At 73.3% G+C, this 21,199-nt stretch carries 15 protein-coding genes; 11 read left to right on the forward strand and 4 right to left on the reverse strand.

The window, feature by feature from the left end:
- Positions 1 to 32 precede the first annotated feature (32 nt).
- A complete protein-coding gene (locus BA175_RS01995; protein ID WP_069169438.1) occupies positions 33 to 1,163 on the forward strand; it encodes an aminopeptidase P family protein in 1,131 nt (376 codons plus the stop codon).
- Between the two features lie 63 nt (positions 1,164 to 1,226).
- Here BA175_RS01995 and treZ read toward each other — a convergent pair whose 3' ends face one another.
- Positions 1,227 to 2,987 (reverse strand): malto-oligosyltrehalose trehalohydrolase, encoded by a 1,761-nt coding sequence (treZ, locus tag BA175_RS02000; protein ID WP_069169439.1) that lies wholly within the window; start codon positions 2,985 to 2,987, stop codon positions 1,227 to 1,229.
- A gap of 201 nt (positions 2,988 to 3,188) precedes the next feature.
- On the opposite strand from treZ, the gene BA175_RS02005 reads away from it, so the two are divergent.
- The 4 genes from BA175_RS02005 (at position 3,189) to BA175_RS02020 (ending at position 7,791) form a co-directional block, all read left to right on the forward strand.
- The gene (locus tag BA175_RS02005) at positions 3,189 to 4,550 is read left to right on the forward strand and encodes a GH1 family beta-glucosidase (protein WP_069169440.1); all 1,362 of its coding nucleotides are present in this window, start codon (positions 3,189 to 3,191) and stop codon (positions 4,548 to 4,550) included.
- 260 nt (positions 4,551 to 4,810) lie between these two features.
- Complete coding sequence (locus tag BA175_RS02010; RefSeq protein ID WP_069169441.1) at positions 4,811 to 5,377, forward strand: DUF1707 and FHA domain-containing protein; 567 nt, start codon at positions 4,811 to 4,813, stop codon at positions 5,375 to 5,377.
- A gap of 249 nt (positions 5,378 to 5,626) precedes the next feature.
- A complete protein-coding gene (locus tag BA175_RS02015) occupies positions 5,627 to 6,724 on the forward strand; it encodes a tetratricopeptide repeat protein (RefSeq protein WP_069169442.1) in 1,098 nt (365 codons plus the stop codon).
- A complete protein-coding gene (locus tag BA175_RS02020; protein WP_069169443.1) occupies positions 6,721 to 7,791 on the forward strand; it encodes a polyprenyl synthetase family protein in 1,071 nt (356 codons plus the stop codon). Before BA175_RS02015 ends, BA175_RS02020 begins: the two co-directional genes overlap by 4 nt.
- A gap of 26 nt (positions 7,792 to 7,817) precedes the next feature.
- On the opposite strand, the gene treY is transcribed toward BA175_RS02020, so the two are convergent.
- Together treY and glgX are read right to left on the reverse strand one after the other, a co-directional pair.
- Positions 7,818 to 10,214, reverse strand: coding sequence for a malto-oligosyltrehalose synthase (gene treY, locus BA175_RS02025; RefSeq protein ID WP_069169444.1), 2,397 nt, complete (start codon positions 10,212 to 10,214; stop codon positions 7,818 to 7,820).
- A gap of 261 nt (positions 10,215 to 10,475) precedes the next feature.
- Positions 10,476 to 12,641, reverse strand: a complete 2,166-nt coding sequence (glgX, locus tag BA175_RS02030; protein ID WP_069169445.1) for a glycogen debranching protein GlgX — start codon at positions 12,639 to 12,641, stop codon at positions 10,476 to 10,478.
- A gap of 381 nt (positions 12,642 to 13,022) precedes the next feature.
- Here glgX and BA175_RS02035 point away from each other — a divergent pair, with 381 nt between their 5' ends.
- The gene (locus BA175_RS02035; protein WP_069169446.1) at positions 13,023 to 14,255 is read left to right on the forward strand and encodes an SAV2148 family HEPN domain-containing protein; all 1,233 of its coding nucleotides are present in this window, start codon (positions 13,023 to 13,025) and stop codon (positions 14,253 to 14,255) included.
- A gap of 77 nt (positions 14,256 to 14,332) precedes the next feature.
- On the forward strand, positions 14,333 to 15,064 hold the full coding sequence (locus BA175_RS02040; protein WP_069169447.1) for a 3'-5' exonuclease: 732 nt from the start codon (positions 14,333 to 14,335) through the stop codon (positions 15,062 to 15,064).
- A gap of 10 nt (positions 15,065 to 15,074) precedes the next feature.
- On the opposite strand, the gene BA175_RS02045 is transcribed toward BA175_RS02040, so the two are convergent.
- Entirely contained in the window at positions 15,075 to 15,941 is an 867-nt protein-coding gene (locus BA175_RS02045) for a phosphotransferase (protein ID WP_069169448.1), read from the reverse strand.
- A 382-nt stretch (positions 15,942 to 16,323) separates the two neighbouring features.
- Between BA175_RS02045 and mgt the strand changes: the two genes are divergently transcribed.
- The 4 genes from mgt (at position 16,324) to BA175_RS02065 (ending at position 20,983) form a co-directional block, all read left to right on the forward strand.
- Positions 16,324 to 17,523 (forward strand): macrolide-inactivating glycosyltransferase, encoded by a 1,200-nt coding sequence (gene mgt / locus BA175_RS02050; protein WP_069169449.1) that lies wholly within the window; start codon positions 16,324 to 16,326, stop codon positions 17,521 to 17,523.
- An 803-nt stretch (positions 17,524 to 18,326) separates the two neighbouring features.
- Positions 18,327 to 19,529, forward strand: coding sequence for a S8 family peptidase (locus BA175_RS02055; RefSeq protein WP_069169450.1), 1,203 nt, complete (start codon positions 18,327 to 18,329; stop codon positions 19,527 to 19,529).
- A 523-nt stretch (positions 19,530 to 20,052) separates the two neighbouring features.
- A complete protein-coding gene (locus BA175_RS02060; RefSeq protein WP_069169451.1) occupies positions 20,053 to 20,601 on the forward strand; it encodes a DUF1697 domain-containing protein in 549 nt (182 codons plus the stop codon).
- The gene (locus tag BA175_RS02065) at positions 20,594 to 20,983 is read left to right on the forward strand and encodes a nuclear transport factor 2 family protein (protein WP_069169452.1); all 390 of its coding nucleotides are present in this window, start codon (positions 20,594 to 20,596) and stop codon (positions 20,981 to 20,983) included. The genes BA175_RS02060 and BA175_RS02065 overlap by 8 nt, the downstream gene beginning before the upstream one ends.
- Positions 20,984 to 21,199 lie beyond the last annotated feature (216 nt).

Below are 21,199 nucleotides of genomic sequence, written 5' to 3' on the forward strand. Positions count from 1 at the left end.
CCCCGTCCCGTGCAGTCAGCCAGGAGGTCTCCATGCCCAGCACCGACCAGCCCGTGCCCTTCACCGCCGACGACTACCGCGCCCGCATGGCCCGCGCGGCCGAGTCCGCGGACGCCGCCGGTCTCGCCGGCGTCCTGGTGGCGCCCGGCCCCGACATGGTCCACCTCACCGGCTACCGGCCGACCGCGGAGACCGAGCGGCTCACCCTGCTGGTCCTGCGGGCCGGGCAGGAACCCGCACTCGTCGTACCGGCCCTGGAGGCCGCCGACGCCGAGCGGGCGACCGGCGCCCCCGCGCTCACCCTGCACGACTGGACGGACGCCACCGACCCCTACGCCCTGGCGGCCGGACTCCTGGACGCCGAGGGCCGGTTCGGGGTCAGCGACAACACCTGGGCCCTGCACCTGCTCGCCCTGCAGGAGCGCCTGCCGGGCACCTCGTACGCCTCGCTCACCGCCGCGCTGCCCATGCTGCGCGCCGTCAAGGACGCGGCCGAACTGGAGCGCCTCGCGGCGGCGGGGGCGGCCGCCGACGCCACGTACGAGCGGATCCTCACGGTCCGCTTCTCCGGACGCCGGGAGAGCGAGGTGGCCGCCGATCTGGCCGCCCTGCTCACCGGGTACGGCCACACGCAGGTCGACTTCACCGTCGTCGGCTCCGGCCCCAACGGCGCCAACCCGCACCACGAGGCGGGGGACCGGGTCATCGAGCGGGGTGACATGGTGGTCCTGGACTTCGGCGGGCTGAAGCACGGCTACGGCTCCGACACCTCCCGTACCGTCCACGTCGGCGAACCCACCGCCGAGGAGCAGCGGGTGCACGACGTCGTACGGGAGGCGCAGGAGGCCGGCTGCCGTGCCGTGCGGCCCGGGATCGCCTGCCAGGAGATCGACCGGGCGGCCCGTGCCGTCATCACCGAATTCGGGTACGGCGAGCGTTTCATCCACCGCACCGGCCACGGCATCGGCGTCACCACCCACGAGCCGCCCTACATGATCGAGGGCGAGGAGCAGCGGCTCGTACCCGGCATGTGCTTCTCCGTGGAGCCCGGCATCTACCTCCCGGGCCGCTTCGGGGTCCGCATCGAGGACATCGTCACGGTCACGGAGGACGGCGGCCGGCGGCTGAACACCACCTCGCGCGAGCTGGCCGTCGTGGAGTAGGGAGCCGGCCGTGCGCCGGCGGGAAGCGGGGGAACCCGCCGGCGCACACCGGACGGAGGCGGGTCACTCGTCGGCGAGCAGCACGCACGACTCGGGCGGCAGGTGCAGCACCCCGTCGGCACCGGGCACGTCCACCGGGTCCCAGGCGGCCAGGACCCGGCCGGCGCCGGATCGGTGCCGGCCGACGCCGAGGGGGACGCCGGCCGGCCGGCCCGCGAGGTTGACCACGATCCGCAGGTCGCCCCGGCGGTAGGCGAGCCAGCGCGCCTCCTCGTCGAACGCGGTCCTCACCGAGGCCAGATCCGGATCGCAGAGGTCGGGCAGGGCCCTTCGCAGGGCGATCAGCTCGCGGTACCAGGCCCGCACGCGGGTGTGCGGTGCGCGCTCGGCCTCGCTCCAGTCGAGACAGGAGCGTGCCCGGGTGCGCGGGTCCTGCGGATCGGGGATGTCCTCCTCCGCCCACCCGTGCGCCGCGAACTCCCGCCGCCTGCCGTTGCGTACGGCCTCGGCGAGCTCCGGGTCCGTGTGGTCGGTGAAGAACTGCCACGGCGTACGGGCTCCCCACTCCTCGCCCATGAAGAGCATCGGGGTGAAGGGCCCGGTGAGGACGAGGGCGGCGGCGCAGGCCTGGAGCCCGGGGGAGAGGGAGGCGGCGAGCCGGTCCCCGAGGGCGCGGTTGCCGATCTGGTCGTGGGTCTGGGCGTAGCCGACGAAGCGGTGGCCCGGGGTCCGGGAGACGTCGACGGGGCGGCCGTGTGTCCGCCCCCGGAAGGTGGAGTAGGTGCCGTTGTGGAAGAACACGCTGGTCACCGTCTTGGCCAGAGCGGCCAGGGGGGCGGCCGCGAAGTCGGCGTAGTACCCCTGGGACTCACCGGTGAGGGCGGCGTGCAGGGCGTGGTGGAAGTCGTCGTTCCACTGGGCGTGCAGGCCGAGGCCGCCCTCGGGGCGTGGCCTGGTCGTACGCGGATCGCAGAGGTCGGACTCGGCGATCAGCGTGAGTGGCCGGCCGAGCTCGGCGGCGAGCGCGTCCACCGCCGCGGAGAGCTCCTCCAGAAAGGTGAGCGCCCGGCCGTCGGCCAGCGCGTGGACGGCGTCCAGTCGCAGCCCGTCCAGGCGGTAGTCCCGCAGCCAGGCGAGCGCGCTGCCGAGCAGGTAGGCGCGCACCTCGTCGGAACCGGGCGCGTCGAGGTTGACGGCCGCGCCCCACGGCGTGTGGTGGGTGTCGGTGAAGTACGGGCCGAAGGCGGGCAGGTGGTTGCCCGACGGGCCGAGGTGGTTGTGCACGACGTCCAGGACGACCGCGAGCCCCAGCCCGTGCGCCGCGTCGGTGAAGCGCTTGAGGCCGGCCGGGCCGCCGTACGGTTCGTGCACGGCCCACAGCGACACCCCCTCGTACCCCCATCCGTGCGTGCCGGGGAACGGGCAGACGGGCATCAGCGACACATGGGTGATGCCGAGGTCCACCAGGTGACCGAGCCGTTCGGCCGCGGCGTCGAAGGTACCCGCCTCCGTGAACGTACCGACGTGCAGCTCGTACAGGACGGCCCCGGCCGATCCGCGCCCCGCCCACGGGTGCCGCCAGGCGTACGCGTCCTGGTCGACGACCGCGCTCTCGCCGTCGGGTCCGTCCGGCTGCCGGCGCGAGCGCGGGTCCGGCAGCACCGGGCCGCCGTCGAGCGCGAAGCCGTACCGGTCGCCGTCGGCCGCCTCCGCCTCGGCCGTCCACCAGCCCGCACGGAGCGGATCGCGCTCCATGGGCTGCCGCCCGCCCGCCGTGCTCAGCACGGCCGACCCGGCCTGAGGGGCCCACACCTCGAACAGCATCCACCACTCCTCGTCCGTGGTCCGCGGCCCGGGCGGGGCCCCGCGGCCGGCGGACGTCGCACTGCGCGGCCCTGGGCACTGGAGCGAGCCCGTACCCGGCCATTAGGGTCTGGTCCTGATCATTGCCCTGCCGGGTTGCGCTCATACGTAGCGAAGCCGGGCAGTCACCCAAGGTCCCTCTTACGGCTGCTGGAGTCCGAGATGACCGTTCCGACGTTCCCGCCCGGCTTCCTGTGGGGCGCCTCAGCCTCCGCTTTCCAGACCGAGGGGGCGTACGACGCCGACGGCAAAGGGCCGTCCGGCTGGGACGCCTTCGCCGCTCAGCCCGGCCGCATCAAGGACGGCACGGACACCACCCGGGGCACGGGCTTCCACGAGCGCTACAAGGAGGACGTCGCCCTGCTCGCCGGACTGGGCGCGGACGCCTTCCGCTTCTCCATCAGCTGGCCCCGCGTCGTGCCCGGCGGCAGCGGTGCGCTCAACCCGGCCGGGCTGGACTTCTACGACCGGCTCGTCGACGAACTCTGTTCCCACGGCATCACCCCGGCCCCGACCCTCTACCACTGGGACACCCCGCTCCCGCTGGACGAGGCCGGAGGCTGGCTCAACCGGGACACCGCCTACCGCTTCGCGGAGTACGCGGGCATCGTCGCCGAACGCCTCGCCGACCGGGTCCCCATGTGGATCACCATCAACGAACCCGCCGAGGTCACGCTCCTCGGCTACGCGCTCGGCGAGCACGCGCCCGGTCGCACCCTCCTCTTCGACGCGCTGCCCGCCGCGCACCACCAGCTCCTCGCCCACGGGCTGGCCGTACGGGCGCTGCGCGCCGCCGGAGCCGACAACATCGGCATCGCCCTCTCCCACACCCCCGTCTGGACGGCGGGGGAATCCGAGGAGGACCGCCTCGGCGCCGAGCTGTACGACACCCTGACCAACTGGCTGTTCGCCGACCCGGTCCTCACCGGCCGCTACCCCGACGAGAACGTCGCCGCGCTGATGCCGGGCCCCGTCGGGGACGACCTCAAGGTCATCTCCGCGCCCCTGGACTGGTACGGGGTCAACTACTACAGCCCCACCCTCGTCGGCGCGCCCGGCCCCGGCGCACCGGGGTCCTTCTCCGGATACACCATGCCTCCCGAACTCCCCTTCGGCATAAGGGAGATCGAGGGATACGACACCACCGACCTCGGCTGGCCCGTCGTCCCCCAAGGGCTCGCCGAGACCCTGGCCGGACTGCGGGGCCGCTTCGGCGACCGGCTGCCGCCCGTCTACATCACGGAGAACGGCTGCGCGGTCGACGAGCCCGTCGCCGACAGCCGCCGCATCGCCTTCCTGGAAGGGCACCTGGGCGCCCTGCGGACGGCCATCGATGCGGGCGTCGACGTCCGTGGCTACTTCACCTGGTCACTGACCGACAACGTGGAGTGGACCGAGGGCGCCAGCAAGCGCTTCGGCCTGGTCCACATCGACTACGAGACCCTCCGGCGCACCCCCAAGGAGTCGTACGCCTGGTACCGCGACGTGATCCGGGCCCAGCGCACGGGCGGTGCGACCGGCTGACGCCGCTCGCACCAGGCGCACGCGCTCTCCCGCACGATGCGGTGAAAGGCCGGGCGGACACGGCGGCCGTCGGCGTGTCGCCGGGGTGCGACGTCCGCCGCACCCTCGGCGGTCGCCGGTTCCGGTGCCTGCCGGGGGGAGCAGGTGAACAGGCAACCCCCGCCCGGAAAACGGGGTTTGCCGGACGCCTCCCGGGTCAGGAAGGCCGAAACCCGGGTGCGTCTGGACACCCCCGGCCCGTCGGACGGACAATCGGCACCGTGACGTCCTCCTTCGAGTCCTCCACGTATCCCGCGCGGCTGTCCGACGCCCAGCGCGACCGTGTCCTCGGTGTGCTCAGGGACGGCGCGGCCCAGGGCAGACTCTCCCACGACACCTTCCTGCGGCGGATGGAACTCGCCCTGGTGGCCCGGCGCGCCGAGGAACTGGAGGCGCTCACCGCCGACCTGGACACCGACGGGCGCTGGTCCCGGGGGCTGCTGCGCGCGGTGGGCGGCGTCTCCGCCTTCCCCGCGCGCCTGCGCAGGGCCTGGCAGTCGGAGCGGCTGCCCAAGCTCCTCCTGCCCGTACCGGGACCGCACCCGCTGCACATCGGACGCGATCCGGGCAACGGACTGCGGCTCAGCCACGAGACGGTGTCCCGGCGCCACGCGGAACTGACGGCCCACGGCAGCCGGTGGATCCTGCGCGACCTCGGCTCGACGAACGGCACCTGTGTCAACGGCCGGCGGGTCATCGGCTCCGTCCCGGTGCGCGACGGCGACCAGGTGAGCTTCGGGCGGATCACCTTCCGGCTCTCGGCCCCCGGGTCCGGCCGGGCCGTCTGAGGCACCGCACCTGACGCCCCGGCACCTTCCGCCCTCCCGCGCCTTCGCCCGGGGGTCCCTGCGGCGTACGTCCTGATGACCGTTCCCCGTGCTCCATGTGGCACTCGAGTACTACGCGCAACCCGTTCGCAGACGGATTCGTGGAACCTCCCCCGCCTCGTACCGTCTTGATCAGAGACGGACGACGGCCGACGCCCGCCCCCGGAACCACGGTTCCCGGGCGGGCGCGACAGCGGGCAGGTGGCACGGGTGACACAGGTGACTCAGCGGGAACCGGCGAAGCACAAGGCGTTCGCCCCCGAATACCAGGGGGCCCTCGGCGCCCTGTCGGTGAACTCCTCCCTCACCGAGGTGCTGGAGAAGGGCGTCGAGGAACTGCGGGCCGCGGAGGCCGCCGGGCAGCAGCGGGAGATGGCACGCTGCGGCCTCGCCGTCGCGGAGGCCTACCGGCGGCTGGGACGGATCACGGACGCCGACGCGGCCTGGAAGGCGAGTTACCGCGCCGCACGCTCGGCGGGGGACACCGGGGCGATGGCCTGGGCCCTGTGGAGCGGCGGCACACTCGCCCGCCAGCGGGGCGCCCTGGCACTGGCCTACCGGCTGCTCGGGCTCGCGGCCGAACTGGGCGAACGCGGTGGCGACGTCGTGGTGCGCGGCTACTCCCTCGCCGGGCTCGCCGAGACGGGCCGCATCCAGGGCGACTACCAGGCCGTCGGTGAACTGCACGAACAACTGCTCGCCGAGGCACGCCGGCGCGGAGAGGCCCGGCACACGGTGTGGGCGCTCGAAGGCATAGCGCAGATGCACCGGAACACCGGTGACTACGACCGTGCGCTCGCCCTCTTCGAGGAGGCGGCCGAAACCGCCGGCCGAGCCGACGACCGGCGCGGACGGGCCTGGGCCCTGCGCGGGATAGCCGACGTCCTGTCCGTACGCGACGGCGACGTGGAGCGGGCGCTGGAGCTGCTCGCGGAGGCCGAAGTGACCTGCCGCGAGATGAAGTTGTCCAGCGCACTGGCCTACAACCAGAAGATGCGCGGCAACGTGCACTACCGGGCCGGGCTGTACGCGCAGGCCCGGGACGACTACCGGCAGGCGCTGGCCGGGTTCCGGGAGATGAACGAACCCAGGGGAACCGCGTTGGCCCGGCTGGGGCTCGCCAAGTCACTGGCCCGGCTCGGGCGGAACCCGGTGGAGACCGCCGCGGAACTGGCCCGACTGCGCCGGACGCTGGACCGGATCGGTCTGCGGCACGCCCGGGACATGGTCGACAAGGCGGCGGCCGAACTGGGCGTGGGAGCCCTGCCCGACGGGGACGGCGGCACCGAGGAGGAGGCGGCGCGATGACCTCCCCCACCGTCGCCCCGGCCGGGACCGCCCCCCGGGTACTCGCCCGCTGCCGCGACCTCGTACGGCCCGCCCTCTCCACCGCGCTCGCACGGCTCCACCCCTGGCCCCACGAGATGGCCTCCTTCGCCCTCGGCCGGAGCACGGCCGGCGCCGCACGGGCCGACGGAGCACCGGCCGACGGGGCCTCCGAGGGCAAGGGCGTACGCCAGGCCCTCGCCGTACTGTGCGCGGAGGCGGCCGGGGCACCAGGACAGAGCGCCGTCGCCGGCGCGGTCGCCGTCGAACTGACCCACGCCTTCACCCTCGTCCACGACGACATCATGGACGGCGACGGAACCCGGCGGCAGCGGGAGACCGTGTGGAAGGCGTACGGCACCGGAGCCGCCGTACTGGCCGGGGACGCACTCTTCGCCCTCGCGGTCCAGACCCTCGCCGAGGCCCCCGGGCCGCACACCGCAGCGGCCGTGCGCCGCCTGTCGCAGACGCTGGGCGGCCTGGTGCACGGCCAGGCGGACGACCTGCTGTTCGCGGCGCGCCCCTGGACGGGGCCCGAAGCCGTCGGCCCCGACGAGTACCGGACCATGGCGGAGCTCAAGACCGGCACCCTGCTGGGCTGCGCCGCGGCGCTCGGCGGCCTGCTGGGCGGGGCGCCGGCCGCGACCGTCACCGCGCTCGACCGGACCGGGCGCCACCTCGGGGTGGCCTTCCAGGCCGTCGACGACCTGCTCGGCATCTGGGGCGACCCGGCGGTGACCGGTAAGCCCGTCCACAGCGACCTGCGGCAGCGGAAGAAGACCTACCCGGTGCTGGCCGCCCTCGCCGGTGAGGGCCGCGCCGCCCAGGAGCTCGCGGCCCTCCTGAACTCCCCGCTTCCCCTCGACGACACCGGCGCGGTCCGCGCGGCAGCGCTCGTCGAGGCGGCGGGCGGCCGCACCGCCACCCTGGACGAGGCCCGCCGCCACCTCGACGCCGCCCGCGCCTGTCTGCGGAGCGTCCCCCTCGCCCCGGGGCCCGTGGCCGAGATCGAGGTGCTGCTCGGATTCCTGCTCCACCGCACGGAATGAGGAGGAGGCGGCGGCAGACAGGCTCCTCAGCCGGAGCCCTTCAGCGCCGCCTTCGTGAGCAGGGCCACGGGACGTTCCGCGAACAGGTCGGCGAGCGCGACCGTGGCGCCCGTGAACTCCCGGCCCGGAGCGAGCTCGTCGCGCCACGGGCCCTCGTCCGGCAGCGCCAGTGCCGTGTCGCGCCAGCCGCCCTCCTCGGCGAGGCGCAGCGACAGCCGGGTCACCGCGGTGACCGCTTCGCCGGACCGGGAGAACGCCAGGCAGTGGGAGGCCGCCGGGCCCCGCGCCGCGAGCGGGGCGTACGTACCCGACTCGCCGAAGAGGTCCCGGCGCTCCCGGCGGAGGCGCAGTGCGGCGGCGGTGATCTCCGCCTTCTCGTCCCTCCCCCCGTCCGGCCGGGTGAAGGGCCGCCGGTTGTCCGGGTCGACCAGGGCGGTGTACTCCCGCTCCGTGCCCTGGTACAGGTCGGGCACGCCCGGCATCGTCAGGTGCACCAGCGCGGCGCCCAGCACGTTGGCCCGGACGAAGGGGGCGAGCGTGTCCGCGAACCGGGTCAGTACGTCCCGCGCCTCGCCCGCGTCGCTGCCCGGGCCCGCCGCCACGAAGTCGCTCACCGCACGCTCGTACCCCGGATCGGGCTCCGTCCAGCTGGTGAACAGACCGGCCTCCCGGACGGACTTCAGCAGGGCGGGCACCAGCCGGCCCGCCATCTCCCCTGCGGGCAGACCGGCGCAGCCGTACGCGGACTGCCAGGCCTGCCACGCCAGCTGCGGGTCCGGGGCTGCCACGGCCGTCGACCGGGTCAGCTGCGCCACCAGCGAGGACCACCGTTCGGGGCACTCGGACAGGACCGCGATCCGGGCCCGTACGTCACCGCTGCGCTTGGTGTCGTGCGTGGTCAGCACCGTGCCGGTGGCCGGCCAGTCCCGGGCCAGCCGTGTGCAGAAGGAGTGGAACTCCTGCGGGCTCACCGCCGGCCTGCCGGGGTCGCCGCCGACTTCGGTCGCCGAGATCAGCGGTACGTAGCGGTAGAAGGCCGTGTCCTCCACCGACTTGGCGTGCAGCGCGGACGCCGTCTGCGCGAACCGGGTACAGAACGCCGCGTGGTCCGGTCCGTCCCCGAGCCGGCCCAGCGCCAGCCCCCGCACCACGTCGACCGCCTCCGCCTCCTGGGGGACGGCGAACACCGCCTTGGCGTCCCGGACCGCGTCGGGCGGCAGCGTCGCCTCCGCGGTCTCCGTGAGGGGTCCGCCCGCCGTGACGTACGGGCGGTAGACCGGGACGCGCACGAGCAACTCGCGCACCGCCGTGTGCAGCGCCCACGGGGCGTGGTCGCGCAGGTCGGGGTCCACGGCGCAGACCCGCGCGGCGAGGCGGGTGAGCCACTCCGTCTCGGCGGCGAGGTCGTGGGTGACCACGCGGTAGGCGGCGCGCCGGACGGTGGCCGTCCAGTAGCCGCCGCGGTCCCCGGGCGGTCCCGCGAAGTCCCGGTAGCGGCCGAGCAGGTCGGCGCTGCCCATCGGATCCGTGAAGACGCCGTCGACCCGGTGCAGCGCGTCGTACCCGGTGGTCCCGGCGACGGCCCAGCCGGCGGGGAGCACCTCGGAGCCGGTCAGGATCTTCTCCACCACCGTCCACCGTCCCTCGGTGGCCTCGGCGAGCCGCTCCAGGTACGCGGCGGGTTCGGCCAGGCCGTCCGGGTGGTCGACGCGCAGTCCGTCGACGACTCCCTCCCGGACCAGCCGCAGGATCGTGCCGTGGGTGGCGGCGAAGACGTCGGGGAGCTCCACCCGGACCCCGATGAGGTCGGAGATCGTGAAGAACCTGCGGTAGTTCAGCTCGGTGCGGGCCAGACGCCACCAGCCGAGCCGGTAGTGCTGGGCGGCCAGCAGCTCCCGCAGCGGGAGGCCGGCCGTTCCCTCGCGGAGGGGGAACTCCTGCTCCCCGTAGCGGAGGACGGGCGTGCCGTCGTCCCGTTCGGCCACCTCGATGCTGCCGCTCTCCTCACCGATCCGCCCGGCGAGGACCGGCATCAGGATCTTCCCGCCGCCCGCCTCCCAGTCGATGTCGAACCAGTGGGCGTAAGGGGACGCGCGCCCCTCGCGCAGCACCTCCCACAGCGGCCGGTTGTGGCGGGGCGCGGTCGCCATGTGGTTGGGCACGATGTCCAGGATCAGTCCGAGGCCGTGCGCGCGGGCCGTGGCGGCCAGCCGCCGCAGCCCCTCCTCACCGCCGAGCTCGGCCCGCACCCGGCCGTGGTCGACGACGTCGTAGCCGTGACCGGAGCCGGGCACGGCCTCCAGGACGGGGGACAGGTGCAGATGGGAGACGCCGAGCGTGGCGATGTACGGCACGGCGTCCGCGGCGGCCGCGAAAGGGAAGTCCGGTTGGAGCTGCAGCCGGTACGTGGCGGTGGGCGTCATGGACACCTACGTACCCAGCCTGACGGCTTCTGTGTCACATGACGCCCCACCAGGGCCCCACCGGCGGCCTCCCGGCCGTCCCGGTGACCCGTCCGGCCTACGGGCTGTCCCGCTGTTCCCGGCGGGCGCGCGACGACAGCTGCGGCACCTCGCCGCGTTGTCGGGACGTCCCCGTACATCCGGTACGCGGACGTCCCTCCGCCGTGCGATGCCCCGCATCCGACGCCGCACGCCGATCCACCGGGAAGTGCGGGACAGCCCTTACGCCGGGCGCTTGAGCACCGTCAGACTCCGCCCCAGGAGCGTCACCCGCTCGCCCGCGGAGACCTTCGGGCCCGCGCCCGGGGGGACCCCGTCCGGGACCGCCGTGTCCACGACGACCTGCCACCGCTTCCCGTGGTGCACGGGCACGGTGAACTCCAGGGAGTCGGCGCCCGCGTTGAACATCAGCAGGAACGAGTCGTCGGCGATCCGCTCGCCGCGCGGTCCCGGCTCCGAGATCGCGTGACCGTTCAGGAAGACCGTCATCGCCTTGGCGTGGGCGGCCTGCCAGTCCCGCTGGGTCATCTCCTCGCCCCGAGGCGTGAACCACGCGATGTCCGACAGCTCGTCGTGGGTGCCCTCCACGGGCCGGCCGTGGAAGAACCGCCTGCGCCGGAAGACCGGGTGGTCCCGGCGCAGCCAGACCATGGACCGGGTGAACTCGAGCAGGCTCGTGTCCGTGCCCGGGGCGCCGGCGGCCTCGGAGCCCTCGCCCTTCGGCGCGCGGGCGGCGGCCGGGTCGGGCCAGTGCACCCACGAGAGCTCGTTGTCCTGGCAGTAGGCGTTGTTGTTGCCGCGCTGCGTGCGGGCGAACTCGTCACCGTGGCTCAGCATGGGAACGCCCTGGGAGAGCATCAGGGTGGCGATGAAATTGCGCATCTGACGGCTGCGCAGCTCCAGCACCTCCTTGTCCTCGGTCTCCCCCTCCGCGCCGCAGTTCCACGAGCGGTTGTGGCTCTCGCCGTCCCGGTTGCCCTCGCCGTTGGCCTCGTTGTGCTTGTCGTTGTACGAGACGAGGTCGTGCAGGGTGAAGCCGTCGTGGCAGGTGGTGAAGTTGATGGAGGCCAGCGGGCGCCGGCCGTCGTCCTGGTAGAGGTCGGAGGACCCGGTGAGCCGGCCCGCGAACTCCGCGAGCGTGCGGGGCTCGCCCCGCCACAGGTCCCGCACGGTGTCGCGGTACTTGCCGTTCCACTCGGTCCACAGTGGCGGGAAGTTCCCCACCTGATATCCGCCCTCGCCCACGTCCCACGGCTCGGCGATCAGTTTCACCTGGCTCACCACCGGGTCCTGCTGCACCAGGTCGAAGAAGGACGACAGCCGGTCCACCTCGTGGAACTGGCGTGCGAGGGTGGCCGCCAGGTCGAAACGGAAGCCGTCCACGTGCATCTCGGTCACCCAGTACCGCAGAGAGTCCATGATGAGCTGGAGCACGTGCGGGGACCGCATGAGCAGGGAGTTCCCGGTGCCCGTCGTGTCCATGTAGTACTGCGGATCCTCGGCCAGCCGGTAGTAGGAGGCGTTGTCCAGGCCCCGGAACGAGAGCGTCGGCCCCAGATGGTTGCCCTCCGCCGTGTGGTTGTAGACGACGTCGAGGATCACCTCGATGCCCGCCCGGTGCAGCGCCCGTACGGCCTGCTTGAACTCGAGCACCTGTTCCCCGCGGTCGCCCCAGGAGGCGTAGGCGTTGTGCGGGGCGAAGAAGCCGATGGTGTTGTAGCCCCAGTAGTTGGCGAGACCCGCGTCGGCCAGCCGGTGGTCCTGGACGAACTGGTGCACCGGCATCAACTCGATCGCCGTGACGCCCAGCTCCGTCAGATGGGCGATGATCTCCGGATGGGCGAGGCCGGCGTACGTACCGCGCAGTTCCTCGGGCAGCGCCGGATGGAGCATCGTCAGGCCCTTCACATGGGCCTCGTAGATCACGGTGCGGTGGTAGTCCGTACGGGGTGGGCGGTCGTCGCCCCAGTCGAAGTACGGATTGACCACGACCGAGCTCATCATGTGCGGTGCCGAGTCCAGGTCGTTGCGCGCGTCGGGCCGGCCGAAGGGGTAGCCGTACACCGCCTCGCCCCACTCGATCCGCCCGGAGATCGCGCGCGCGTACGGATCCAGGAGCAGCTTCGCCGAATTGCACCGCTGCCCGCGCTGCGGCTCGTACGGGCCGTGCACCCGGAAGCCGTAGCGCTGTCCCGGCATCACTCCGGGCAGGTACGCGTGACGGACGAAGGCGTCGGTCTCGCGGAGCTCCACCGCCGTTTCTGAACCGTCGTCGTGCAGCAGGCACAACTCGATCCGGTCTGCGGCCTCCGAGAAGACCGCGAAGTTGGTGCCGGCGCCGTCGTACGTGGCACCGAGGGGATACGCCTGTCCCGGCCAGACCTGCATAGATAGGACTCTTCCATTTCTGATCCGGGTGTTGGAGGGTTCTTGCCCCGATACTCCCCGAAAGATGTGCGCGCACCTAGGACGTCCGCCGGTGCGGTCGGGTCCCGTCGGCCGTGATTGCGCCGGGCCGGTCAACTTCGGACACTTTCGTGTCGCCCGGAGGATGTGCGCCGCGGCGGCACGCCCGGCCGTCCGCCGTGCGGGCGCCCCCCGGGGTGCCCAAACGCTATGAATCGGCTCACTCCCCCTGATCTCACCGCTGAGAACGGGCAGGGACATGAGGGGAGTTGAGTGAGGAGCCTGTGCATCCTGCTGCATGGGATCCCGGTCCCGGAGTACCCTTCCTTGATCGTTGGTGGGGGAGTGGAAGGCGGTGCGCGGGTGAGCTCGGGAGGGTTCGAGCTGCCCCCAGGTGACGCAGGTCACGAGGGGGAGTCGACCGATGCCCCGCCGGGGGCGGTCTCCCTCGCGCAGCCCCTGGAGATCGGCGCGGAACTGGACTGGGGAGCGGACGCCTGGAACGAGGTGCGCACCCGGGCCCAGCGTGCCGGCCGGGCCTACATTTGGCTGAATCTCGTCGAGCAGCGGTTGCGGGCCGTGGTCTCCGCCGTGGTCCGGCCGATCTACGAACCGGTGCACGGCGAGGACTGGGTGGTGGCCGCCGCGGGTCCCGCCGGACAGGAGTGGGTGCAGCGGGCCGTCGCGGTGCGGGAGGTCTCGCGCCGCAAGGGCTATCTGCTCGACCCGGCCGACGACAACGTCCTCAGCTTCCTCACGCTCCCGCAGCTGCGGGAGCTGATGGTCCAGCACTGGGCCTGCTTCGAGCCGTACTTCGACGACCGCCGCGAGGTGGAGCTCGCACTCGACGAGCTGGAGGTGGCGCGCAACGTCGTCTCCCGCAACCGCGCGCTGAACGAGGCGGTCCTGGCCCAGGCCGAGCGGGCCTCCGCGCGGCTCCTGGAGATCCTGGGCAGCGGGGCCGCCGTGCCGTCCGCCGACCGGCTGCCGGTGGACGCCGTGGAGGAGCTGGTGGGCGACCGGTACGCCGACGTGGTCTCCGTCCACTCCGACCGGGTGCGCCTCCAGCGCCAGCTGCCCGCCGAGGACCTGTTCGGCGGCGCGCGCCGGCTGGACGCGATCGGCATAGGGCTCAACCTGCTGACCCAGAACTTCTCGGGCCGGCGGCTCGTCCGTCTCGCCGAGTCCGGCTGCCGGGTCCGGCTGCTGTTCATCAACCCGGCGAGCAGCGCGGTCAAGCGCCGGGAACGGGAACTCGGCCTCAAGAAGGGCGAACTCAGCCGCTCCGTGGAGATGAACATCCTGCACATGCGCCGGGTCCGCTCCCGGCTCCGCGACCCGGGCGCCTTCCAGATCCAGGTGTTCGACGAGACGCCGCGCTTCACGGCCTACCTGGTGGACGGTGACGGCCCGGACGCGGTGGGGGTCGTGCAGCCTTACCTGCGGCGCGCACGCGGCATGGAGGCGCCCGTCCTGGTGCTGCGCGGCGGCGGGCGGTCCGTGGTCCGGGCGGGCCAGGACAGCGAGCACGGCCTCTTCGAGACCTACCGCGAGGAGTTCGAGTCGGTGTGGACGGACTCCCGGCCCGTCTCCTGACGCCCCCTCCTGCGTTGTCAGTGGCCCGTGCGAAGGTGGTCACCACATGGGGGAGAGCACCAAGGAGGAGGTACGGGATGAGCTGGCACCAGGAGCGTCTGGTCGGCTTCGACCTGGAGACGACGGGCACGGAACCGCTGGAGGCCCGGATCGTCACCGCCGCGGTCGTGGCGGTGGAGAGCCGGGCGGGCGAGCCGGTCCGGTGCGGAACCTGGCTGGCGGATCCGGGCATCCTGATCCCCGCGCAGGCCTCGGCGATCCACGGCATCAGCAGCGAGCGGGCCGCGGCGGAGGGCCGCCCGGTCCGCGAGGTCGCGGACGAGATCGCCGACACGCTGGTGGAGTACTGGCGCGAGGACGTACCGGTCGTCGCCTACAACGCGGCCTTCGATCTGACTCTGCTCTCCGCGGAGTTGCGGCGCCACGGACTGCCGTCCCTGAGCGAGCGGCTGGGCCGGCCGGGCATCGGCCCCGTCATCGACCCGTACACCATCGACCGGGCCGTCGACCGTTACCGCAGGGGCAAGCGCACTCTGGAGGCGGTTTGTGTCGAGTACGGCGTGGTGCACGGCGGCGCCCACGAGGCGGCCGCCGACGCGCTGGCCGCCGTGCGCGTGGCGTACGCGATAGCCGAGCGGCACGGTTCGGTCGCCGCCCTCACCGCCGCCGAGCTGCACGAGCGTCAGATCGGGTGGTACGCGGAGTGGGCTGCCGACTTCCAGTCGTTCCTGCGCCGCAAGGGTACGGCCGACGCGGTGATCGACGCCCGCTGGCCGCTGCGCGAGCCTGCCCCGGCGCAGCTCCCCTGACGGCCGCCCCTCAGAACGGGTACCACCGGACCTCGGGGTCGTCCTCGCGCAGGGACGCCACCCTGCGGCGGAACTCGGCCAGGGCCTTCGGGTTGGCCGGGGCGTGCTGGGAGACCCAGGCGCAGCTGGCGGTCTCGCGCGCTCCACGCAGCACGGCGCAGCCTTCCCACTCCCGCACGTCCCAGCCGTACGCCGCGGTGAAGGCGTCGTACGCCTCGGCGGACAGGCCGTACCGGTCGCGGGAGAGGGCGAGCACCACCAGATCGTGCTCGCGCAGATCGGCCGAGAAGGTCTCCAGATCCATCAGGACCGGCCCGTCCGGACCGATGTGGACGTTGCGGGGGAGCGCGTCCCCGTGGATCGGACCGGGTGTGAGACGCGGCGTCAGGGCGGCGGCGGCCTTGGCGAAGCCGTCGCGCCGGCCACGCAGGTAGTCGGCGTCGGCCGGATCGATGGCGTCGCCCGCGAGCCGCAGCCAGCGTTCCACCCCGCCGAGGAGTTCGCGGCGCGGCAGGACGAGTCCCTCGGGGGCGGGCAGCGCGTGGACGAGGGAGAGCAGCGGGGCCAGGTCGCGCGGTTCGGGAGGGCGTACCGCCTCGGGGAGCCGGTGCCACAGGGTCACCGGGTGTCCCTCGACCAGCAGGGCCACCGGTTCGGCGGCCCGTACGGCCGGCACGCCCGAGGCGTCGAGCCACCGGGCGACGGCGACCTCGCGTTCGGCCCGCTCCGCCAGTTCCGGGTGCGCCGTGGCGTCCCTCCCGACCTTGACCACCAGATCGCCGGCGGAGAACACCGCGTTCTCGCCCAGTGCGAGCAGCTCGGCGCCGCCGGGCAGCCCGGCGGCGGTCAGTACCTCGCGTGCGCGCATCTCGTCCATGGCCCGATTTTCGCATCCGTGCAGGCCACCTCGGTGAACGGACCACGTGCCGGCCCGAGGGAGCGGCCGTACGAACGGGCCGAACAGGGAGGAAAGTGACAGGGCGGGTCCACAGGGGTGTCCCGCGATGCACGCGACGACGGCTGCGGCGCCTCGCGCGTGGTCGGAACGTCCGCATCCCTCCCGTAGGCGGAGATCCCTCCGCCGTGCGAGGCCCCCCATCCGGGGCCGCGCGCCGATCCTCCGGCCGGTGCGGGACGACCCGAAGGGGTCCGATCCATGGTGTGAGCCGGCGTCATGACTCCTCGAGGCGGTAAGGGCCGGGGGGTGCGCGCCGAAAAGAGAGTGGACGAGACGTCTCGTCTTGCATAGCGTGGGTGCCATGCCCCATACACCGCACGCCCATATCGCCATGTTCTCCATCGCCGCCCACGGGCACGTGAACCCGAGTCTCGAAGTGATCCGGGAACTCGTCTCCCGCGGACACCGCGTCAGCTACGCCATCCCGGCCCCGTTCGCCGAGAAGGTCGCCGCGACGGGGGCGGAGCCGGTGATCTACACGTCCGTCCTGCCCACCGAGGACAGTCCGCAGGAGTGGGGCACCGAACTCGTCGACAACCTCGAGCCCTTCCTGGAGGACGGGATCCAGGCGCTCCCCCAGCTCGCCGCCGCGTTCCGGGGCGACGAGCCGGACCTCGTCCTGCACGACATCACCTCCTACCCGGCTCGCCTCCTCGCCCACCGCTGGGGTGTCCCCGCCGTCTCGCTCTGGCCCAACCTCGTCCCGTGGGAGGGGTACGAGGAGGAGATCGGCGCGCCGATGGCCGCCGAGCTGAGGCGGACCGAGCGGGGCGCGGCGTACTACGCGCGCTTCGCCGCGTGGCTCGCGGAGAACGGCCTCGGCGGGATGGAGCCGGACGCCTTCGTCTCCCGCCCCCGCCGCGCCGTCGTCCTCGTCCCCGAAGCGCTCCAGCCGCACGCCGACCGGGTCGACCGCAGCGTGTACACCTTCGTCGGCGCCTGCCAGGGGGACCGCGCCGACCAGGGGGAGTGGGAGCGTCCCGCCGGTGCGCAGAAGGTGCTGCTGGTTTCGCTCGGCTCGTCCTTCACCGACGAACCGGCGTTCTACCGCGAGTGCGTCCGGGCCTTCGGCGATCTCCCGGGCTGGCACGTCGTGCTCCAGATCGGTGCCCATGTCGACCCGGCCGAACTCGGAGACGTACCGGACACCGTCGAGACGCACGCCTGGGTGCCCCAGCTGTCCGTGCTGAAGCAGGCCGACGCCTTCGTCACCCATGCCGGCGCGGGCGGCAGCCAGGAGGGCCTCGCCACGGGTACGCCGATGGTCGCGGTCCCGCAGGCCGTGGACCAGTTCGGCAACGCGGACATGCTCCAGTCACTCGGAGTGGCGAGGCACCTGCCCAAGGACGAGGCGGACGCCGCCTCCCTGCGGGCCGCCGTCCTGGCCCTGGTGGACGACCCCGAGGTCGCGGCCCGGCTGGCCGCCGTCCGGGAGCGGATGGCGCGGGAGGGTGGCACGCGGCGGGCGGCCGACCTCATCGAGGCCGAACTGCCCCGGTGAACCGCGGCCCGCCGCCCTGCCCCCTGTCTTCGCCGCCGTCGGGCCGCGGGCGCAGCGGCAGGGAGGTGAAGCGGGGCCGGCCTCCCGAGCCACCGTTGCGCACGCTCAAAGCGATGCCGCCGCTCGCGTCCCCGCCGGTCGCGCGCGCCGACGTCCGTTCGATCCGCGCCCGCCCGTCCACGACGACGAGGGTGCGGTCGCCCTGCACCGTGATCCTCACGTGGTGCTCGGAGGCGTCGGTGGGCGTGCGGCGGCCGACCTCGTGCCGGCGGCCGTCGCGGAGCTCGCGCAGGCGTACGTAGCTGAAGCTGACCGGACCGAGCGGGCAGGCTCCCGGCGGGGACGGGGTGGCAAGGCGGGACGGTGGCGCGGGTGGTCTGCCGGGGCGGCCGGAGAGGGCGGCGGGACCGAGTCCGGGGGTGATGGTGCGTCATCGACGCGTCGCGTCGGCGCACCTCGCTTCGCGGCGCAGCGGCAGGGAGCGGGCCGGTGGGTCCCGGCGGCAGCGAAGTTCACCCGTCCGGAAGAGGGGCGGGTGGTCGTGAGGAGACGGGGTGGGAGCCCCCGGCGGAGCGGTGCGACCCGCTGGCGTCCCAGGTGGGGAATGGGGGTCTTCGCTCTCTTCGTCCCGGTCCGGCCGCGAGTGAGCCGGTTTCCTGTGACGAAGATCTGGTAACTGCGTGACGGCTGCATGAAGTTCTTGATCTGGGCGCGTCAATCGAGCAGGGTTTCGAAGCAGCCCCCGGAGATCTTCCGGCCGAGGGCCAATCCCCCCACAAAGAATGACGAGGAGACCCCTCTTCATGGCAATTCACAAGCGTGCACGCCGAGTCAGGCTGACAGCAGCGATAACCGCGGTCGCCGCCGCGGCAGGTGTCGGCATCCTGGGCACCCCGTTCGCCGGAGCCGCTCCGGCTCCCGCGATGGGCACCGTCTACGGAGCCGACGCCGCCACCGCCGTGTCCGGCAGCTACATCGTGATGCTGGACAAGAAGGCGGACAAGTCGAAGCTCGCGAAGGAGTACGGCGGCAAGCTCTCGCGCAGCTACAACTCGGCGATCAACGGCTTCTCGGCCGGCGGGCTGACGCCGACCGAGGCCGGGAGGCTCGCGGCCGACCCCGCCGTCTCCAAGGTCGTCCAGAACAAGAAGTTCCACATCACCGCCACCCAGGACAACCCGCCCTCCTGGGGCCTGGACCGGATCGACCAGACCGCGACCGCGGGTGACAAGGCGTACACCTACCCGGACGCCGCGGGCGAGGGCGTCACGGCGTACGTCATCGACACGGGCGTACGGGTGACCCACAGCGACTTCGAGGGCCGGGCCACCTCGGGCTTCGACGCCGTGGACAACGACGAGGACGCCGACGACGGCAACGGGCACGGCACCCACGTGGCCGGCACCATCGCCGGCGCGGCCCACGGCGTGGCGAAGAAGGCGGAGATCGTCGCCGTTCGCGTCCTGGACGACGCCGGTTCCGGTACCACCGAGCAGGTCGTCGCCGGCATCGACTGGGTCACCGCCAACCACAAGGGCCCCTCCGTCGCCAACATGAGCCTCGGCGGGGGCGCGGACCCCGCCCTGGACGCCGCGGTCCAGAAGGCGATCTCGTCCGGCGTCACCTTCGCGGTCGCCGCGGGCAACGAGTCGAGCGACGCGGGCGGGGGTTCGCCCTCCCGGGTCCCCGAGGCCATCACGGTCGCCTCGTCGACGGTGGACGACGAGCAGTCGTCGTTCTCCAACTACGGTTCGGTCGTGGACCTCTACGCCCCGGGCTCGGACATCACGTCGGACTGGAACGACAGCGACGACGGTACGAACACCATCTCCGGTACGTCCATGGCGACCCCCCACGTCGTCGGTGCCGCAGCCGTGTACCTCGGCGGGCACCCGGACGCCACCCCTGAGCAGGTCGCCACGGCGCTCACGCACGGGGCCACCCCGGACGCGATCTCCAACGCGACCGCAGGCACCGCCAACAAACTGCTCAAGATCGTCGAATAGGGCCGGCGGCCGGCCCCGCCTCCCGGTGGATCGGCGCGCGGCGTGGGACGCGGTACACCGCACGGCGGACGGGCGTCCGCACACCGGATCGGGTGGACGTTCCGGTGACGTGCGCGGTGTCGTAGCCGTCGTCGCGCGCCTGCCGGGGAGGGTGGGACGGCGCTGGTGCCGGCCGCCGCGCCCTCCCCCACGGGGCGCGGCGGCCGTGACCGTCCCCCAGATCGCTGACGGGCCTCCCCGGCGGTCGCACGACGGCACGTGCCGCCGACGCGGGCGCCCGGAGCGGACCGTCCTCCCCTGCTGCTCCGGGGACGCCGCCCGCTGAAGAAGTCCTCGGCCGACAGGCCGCGGTCCGGCTCGTGCCCGGCGTCCGGGGCGCGCTGCCGCCCGGCGGCACCTCGCCGCGTCGTCGGAGTGCCCTGACGCCTCCCGTGTGCGGACGCGCATCCGCTGTGCGAGGCGCCCGCATCCCACGGCGCGTGCTGATCCTCAGGGAGTACGGAGCAGCCCTTAGGGTGGGGTCATGAGCACGATGTACGCGGCGCTGCTGCGCGGGATCAATGTCAGCGGTCACCGGAGAGTCCCCATGGCGGAACTCCGGACGCTGCTCGCGGATCTGGGGCACGGCGACGTGGCCACCCACCTGCAGAGCGGGAACGCCGTGTTCACCAGCGCGTCGGAGGACGAGGACGCGCTGCGCGCCGAGTTGGAGCGGGCGATCGAGGCGCGGTTCGGGTTCCCGGTCGACTGCCTGGTGCGCCCGGGTGCCTACCTGGCGGCCGTCGCCGGCGCCTGCCCGTTCCCGGCCGCCGAACTCGAGGGCAGGCAGCTGCACGCCACCTTCTTCGACCGGCCCGTCGACGCCGCCCGCTTCGCCGCGCTCGACCCGGCCGCCTTCCGCCCCGAGGAGTTCCGCCTCGGCGAACGTGTGCTCTATCTGTATGCCCCGGAAGGGCTGGGTCGCTCGAAGCTGGCCGAAGCCCTGGGGCGCCCCGCCCTCACGCGCGGCCTGGTGGCCACCAGCCGCAACTGGAACACCGTCGCGAAGCTCGTGGAGATGACGCGTGGCTGAGGGATCGCCCGCCGTGGCCGCAGCCATCGAGGGCGAGCTCCGCCTCCTGGACCCGGTGGTGAGGGCATCGGCGCAGACGCTGTCGGCCATGCTCCACCCCGGCTTCCGCGAGATCGGCACGAGCGGCAGGCTCTGGGAACGGGACACGATCATCGCCGCGCTCACCGCGCCCGCCCCCGGCACACCCCGCCCCGGCCCGTTGACCGCGTCCCGGATGCGGGGCGAGCAGCTCGCCCCGGATCTGGTCCATCTGACCTTCGACACGGAGTCCAGGGGCCTGCGCTCGCACCGCAGTTCGCTGTGGCGGCTCACGGGGAGCGACTGGCTGCTCTACTTCCACCAGGCCACCCCGTTCATCGACGATCCGTTCGCCGAGGTCTGACCGAGCCCCGGCCGCCGGCCCCGACAGGTCGTGAGGCCGCACCCCGGGCCGGTGTCCGTCCACCCCTCCCGCCCCGCGCGAGGCCACCCTGTCCACGTCCGCCCGTGCGGGCCGTCCCGTACCGACGGGCTCGCTCAGCACAGGCAGGGGCATGGCCGCAAGAACGCCGCCCCGGCCCGATCCGGTCTCGGGAAGCGGCCGGTTCCTGCCGGAGGG

This window comes from Streptomyces griseus (assembly GCF_001715295.1).
GTDB classification, from domain to species: Bacteria; Actinomycetota; Actinomycetes; order Streptomycetales; family Streptomycetaceae; genus Streptomyces; species Streptomyces griseus_G.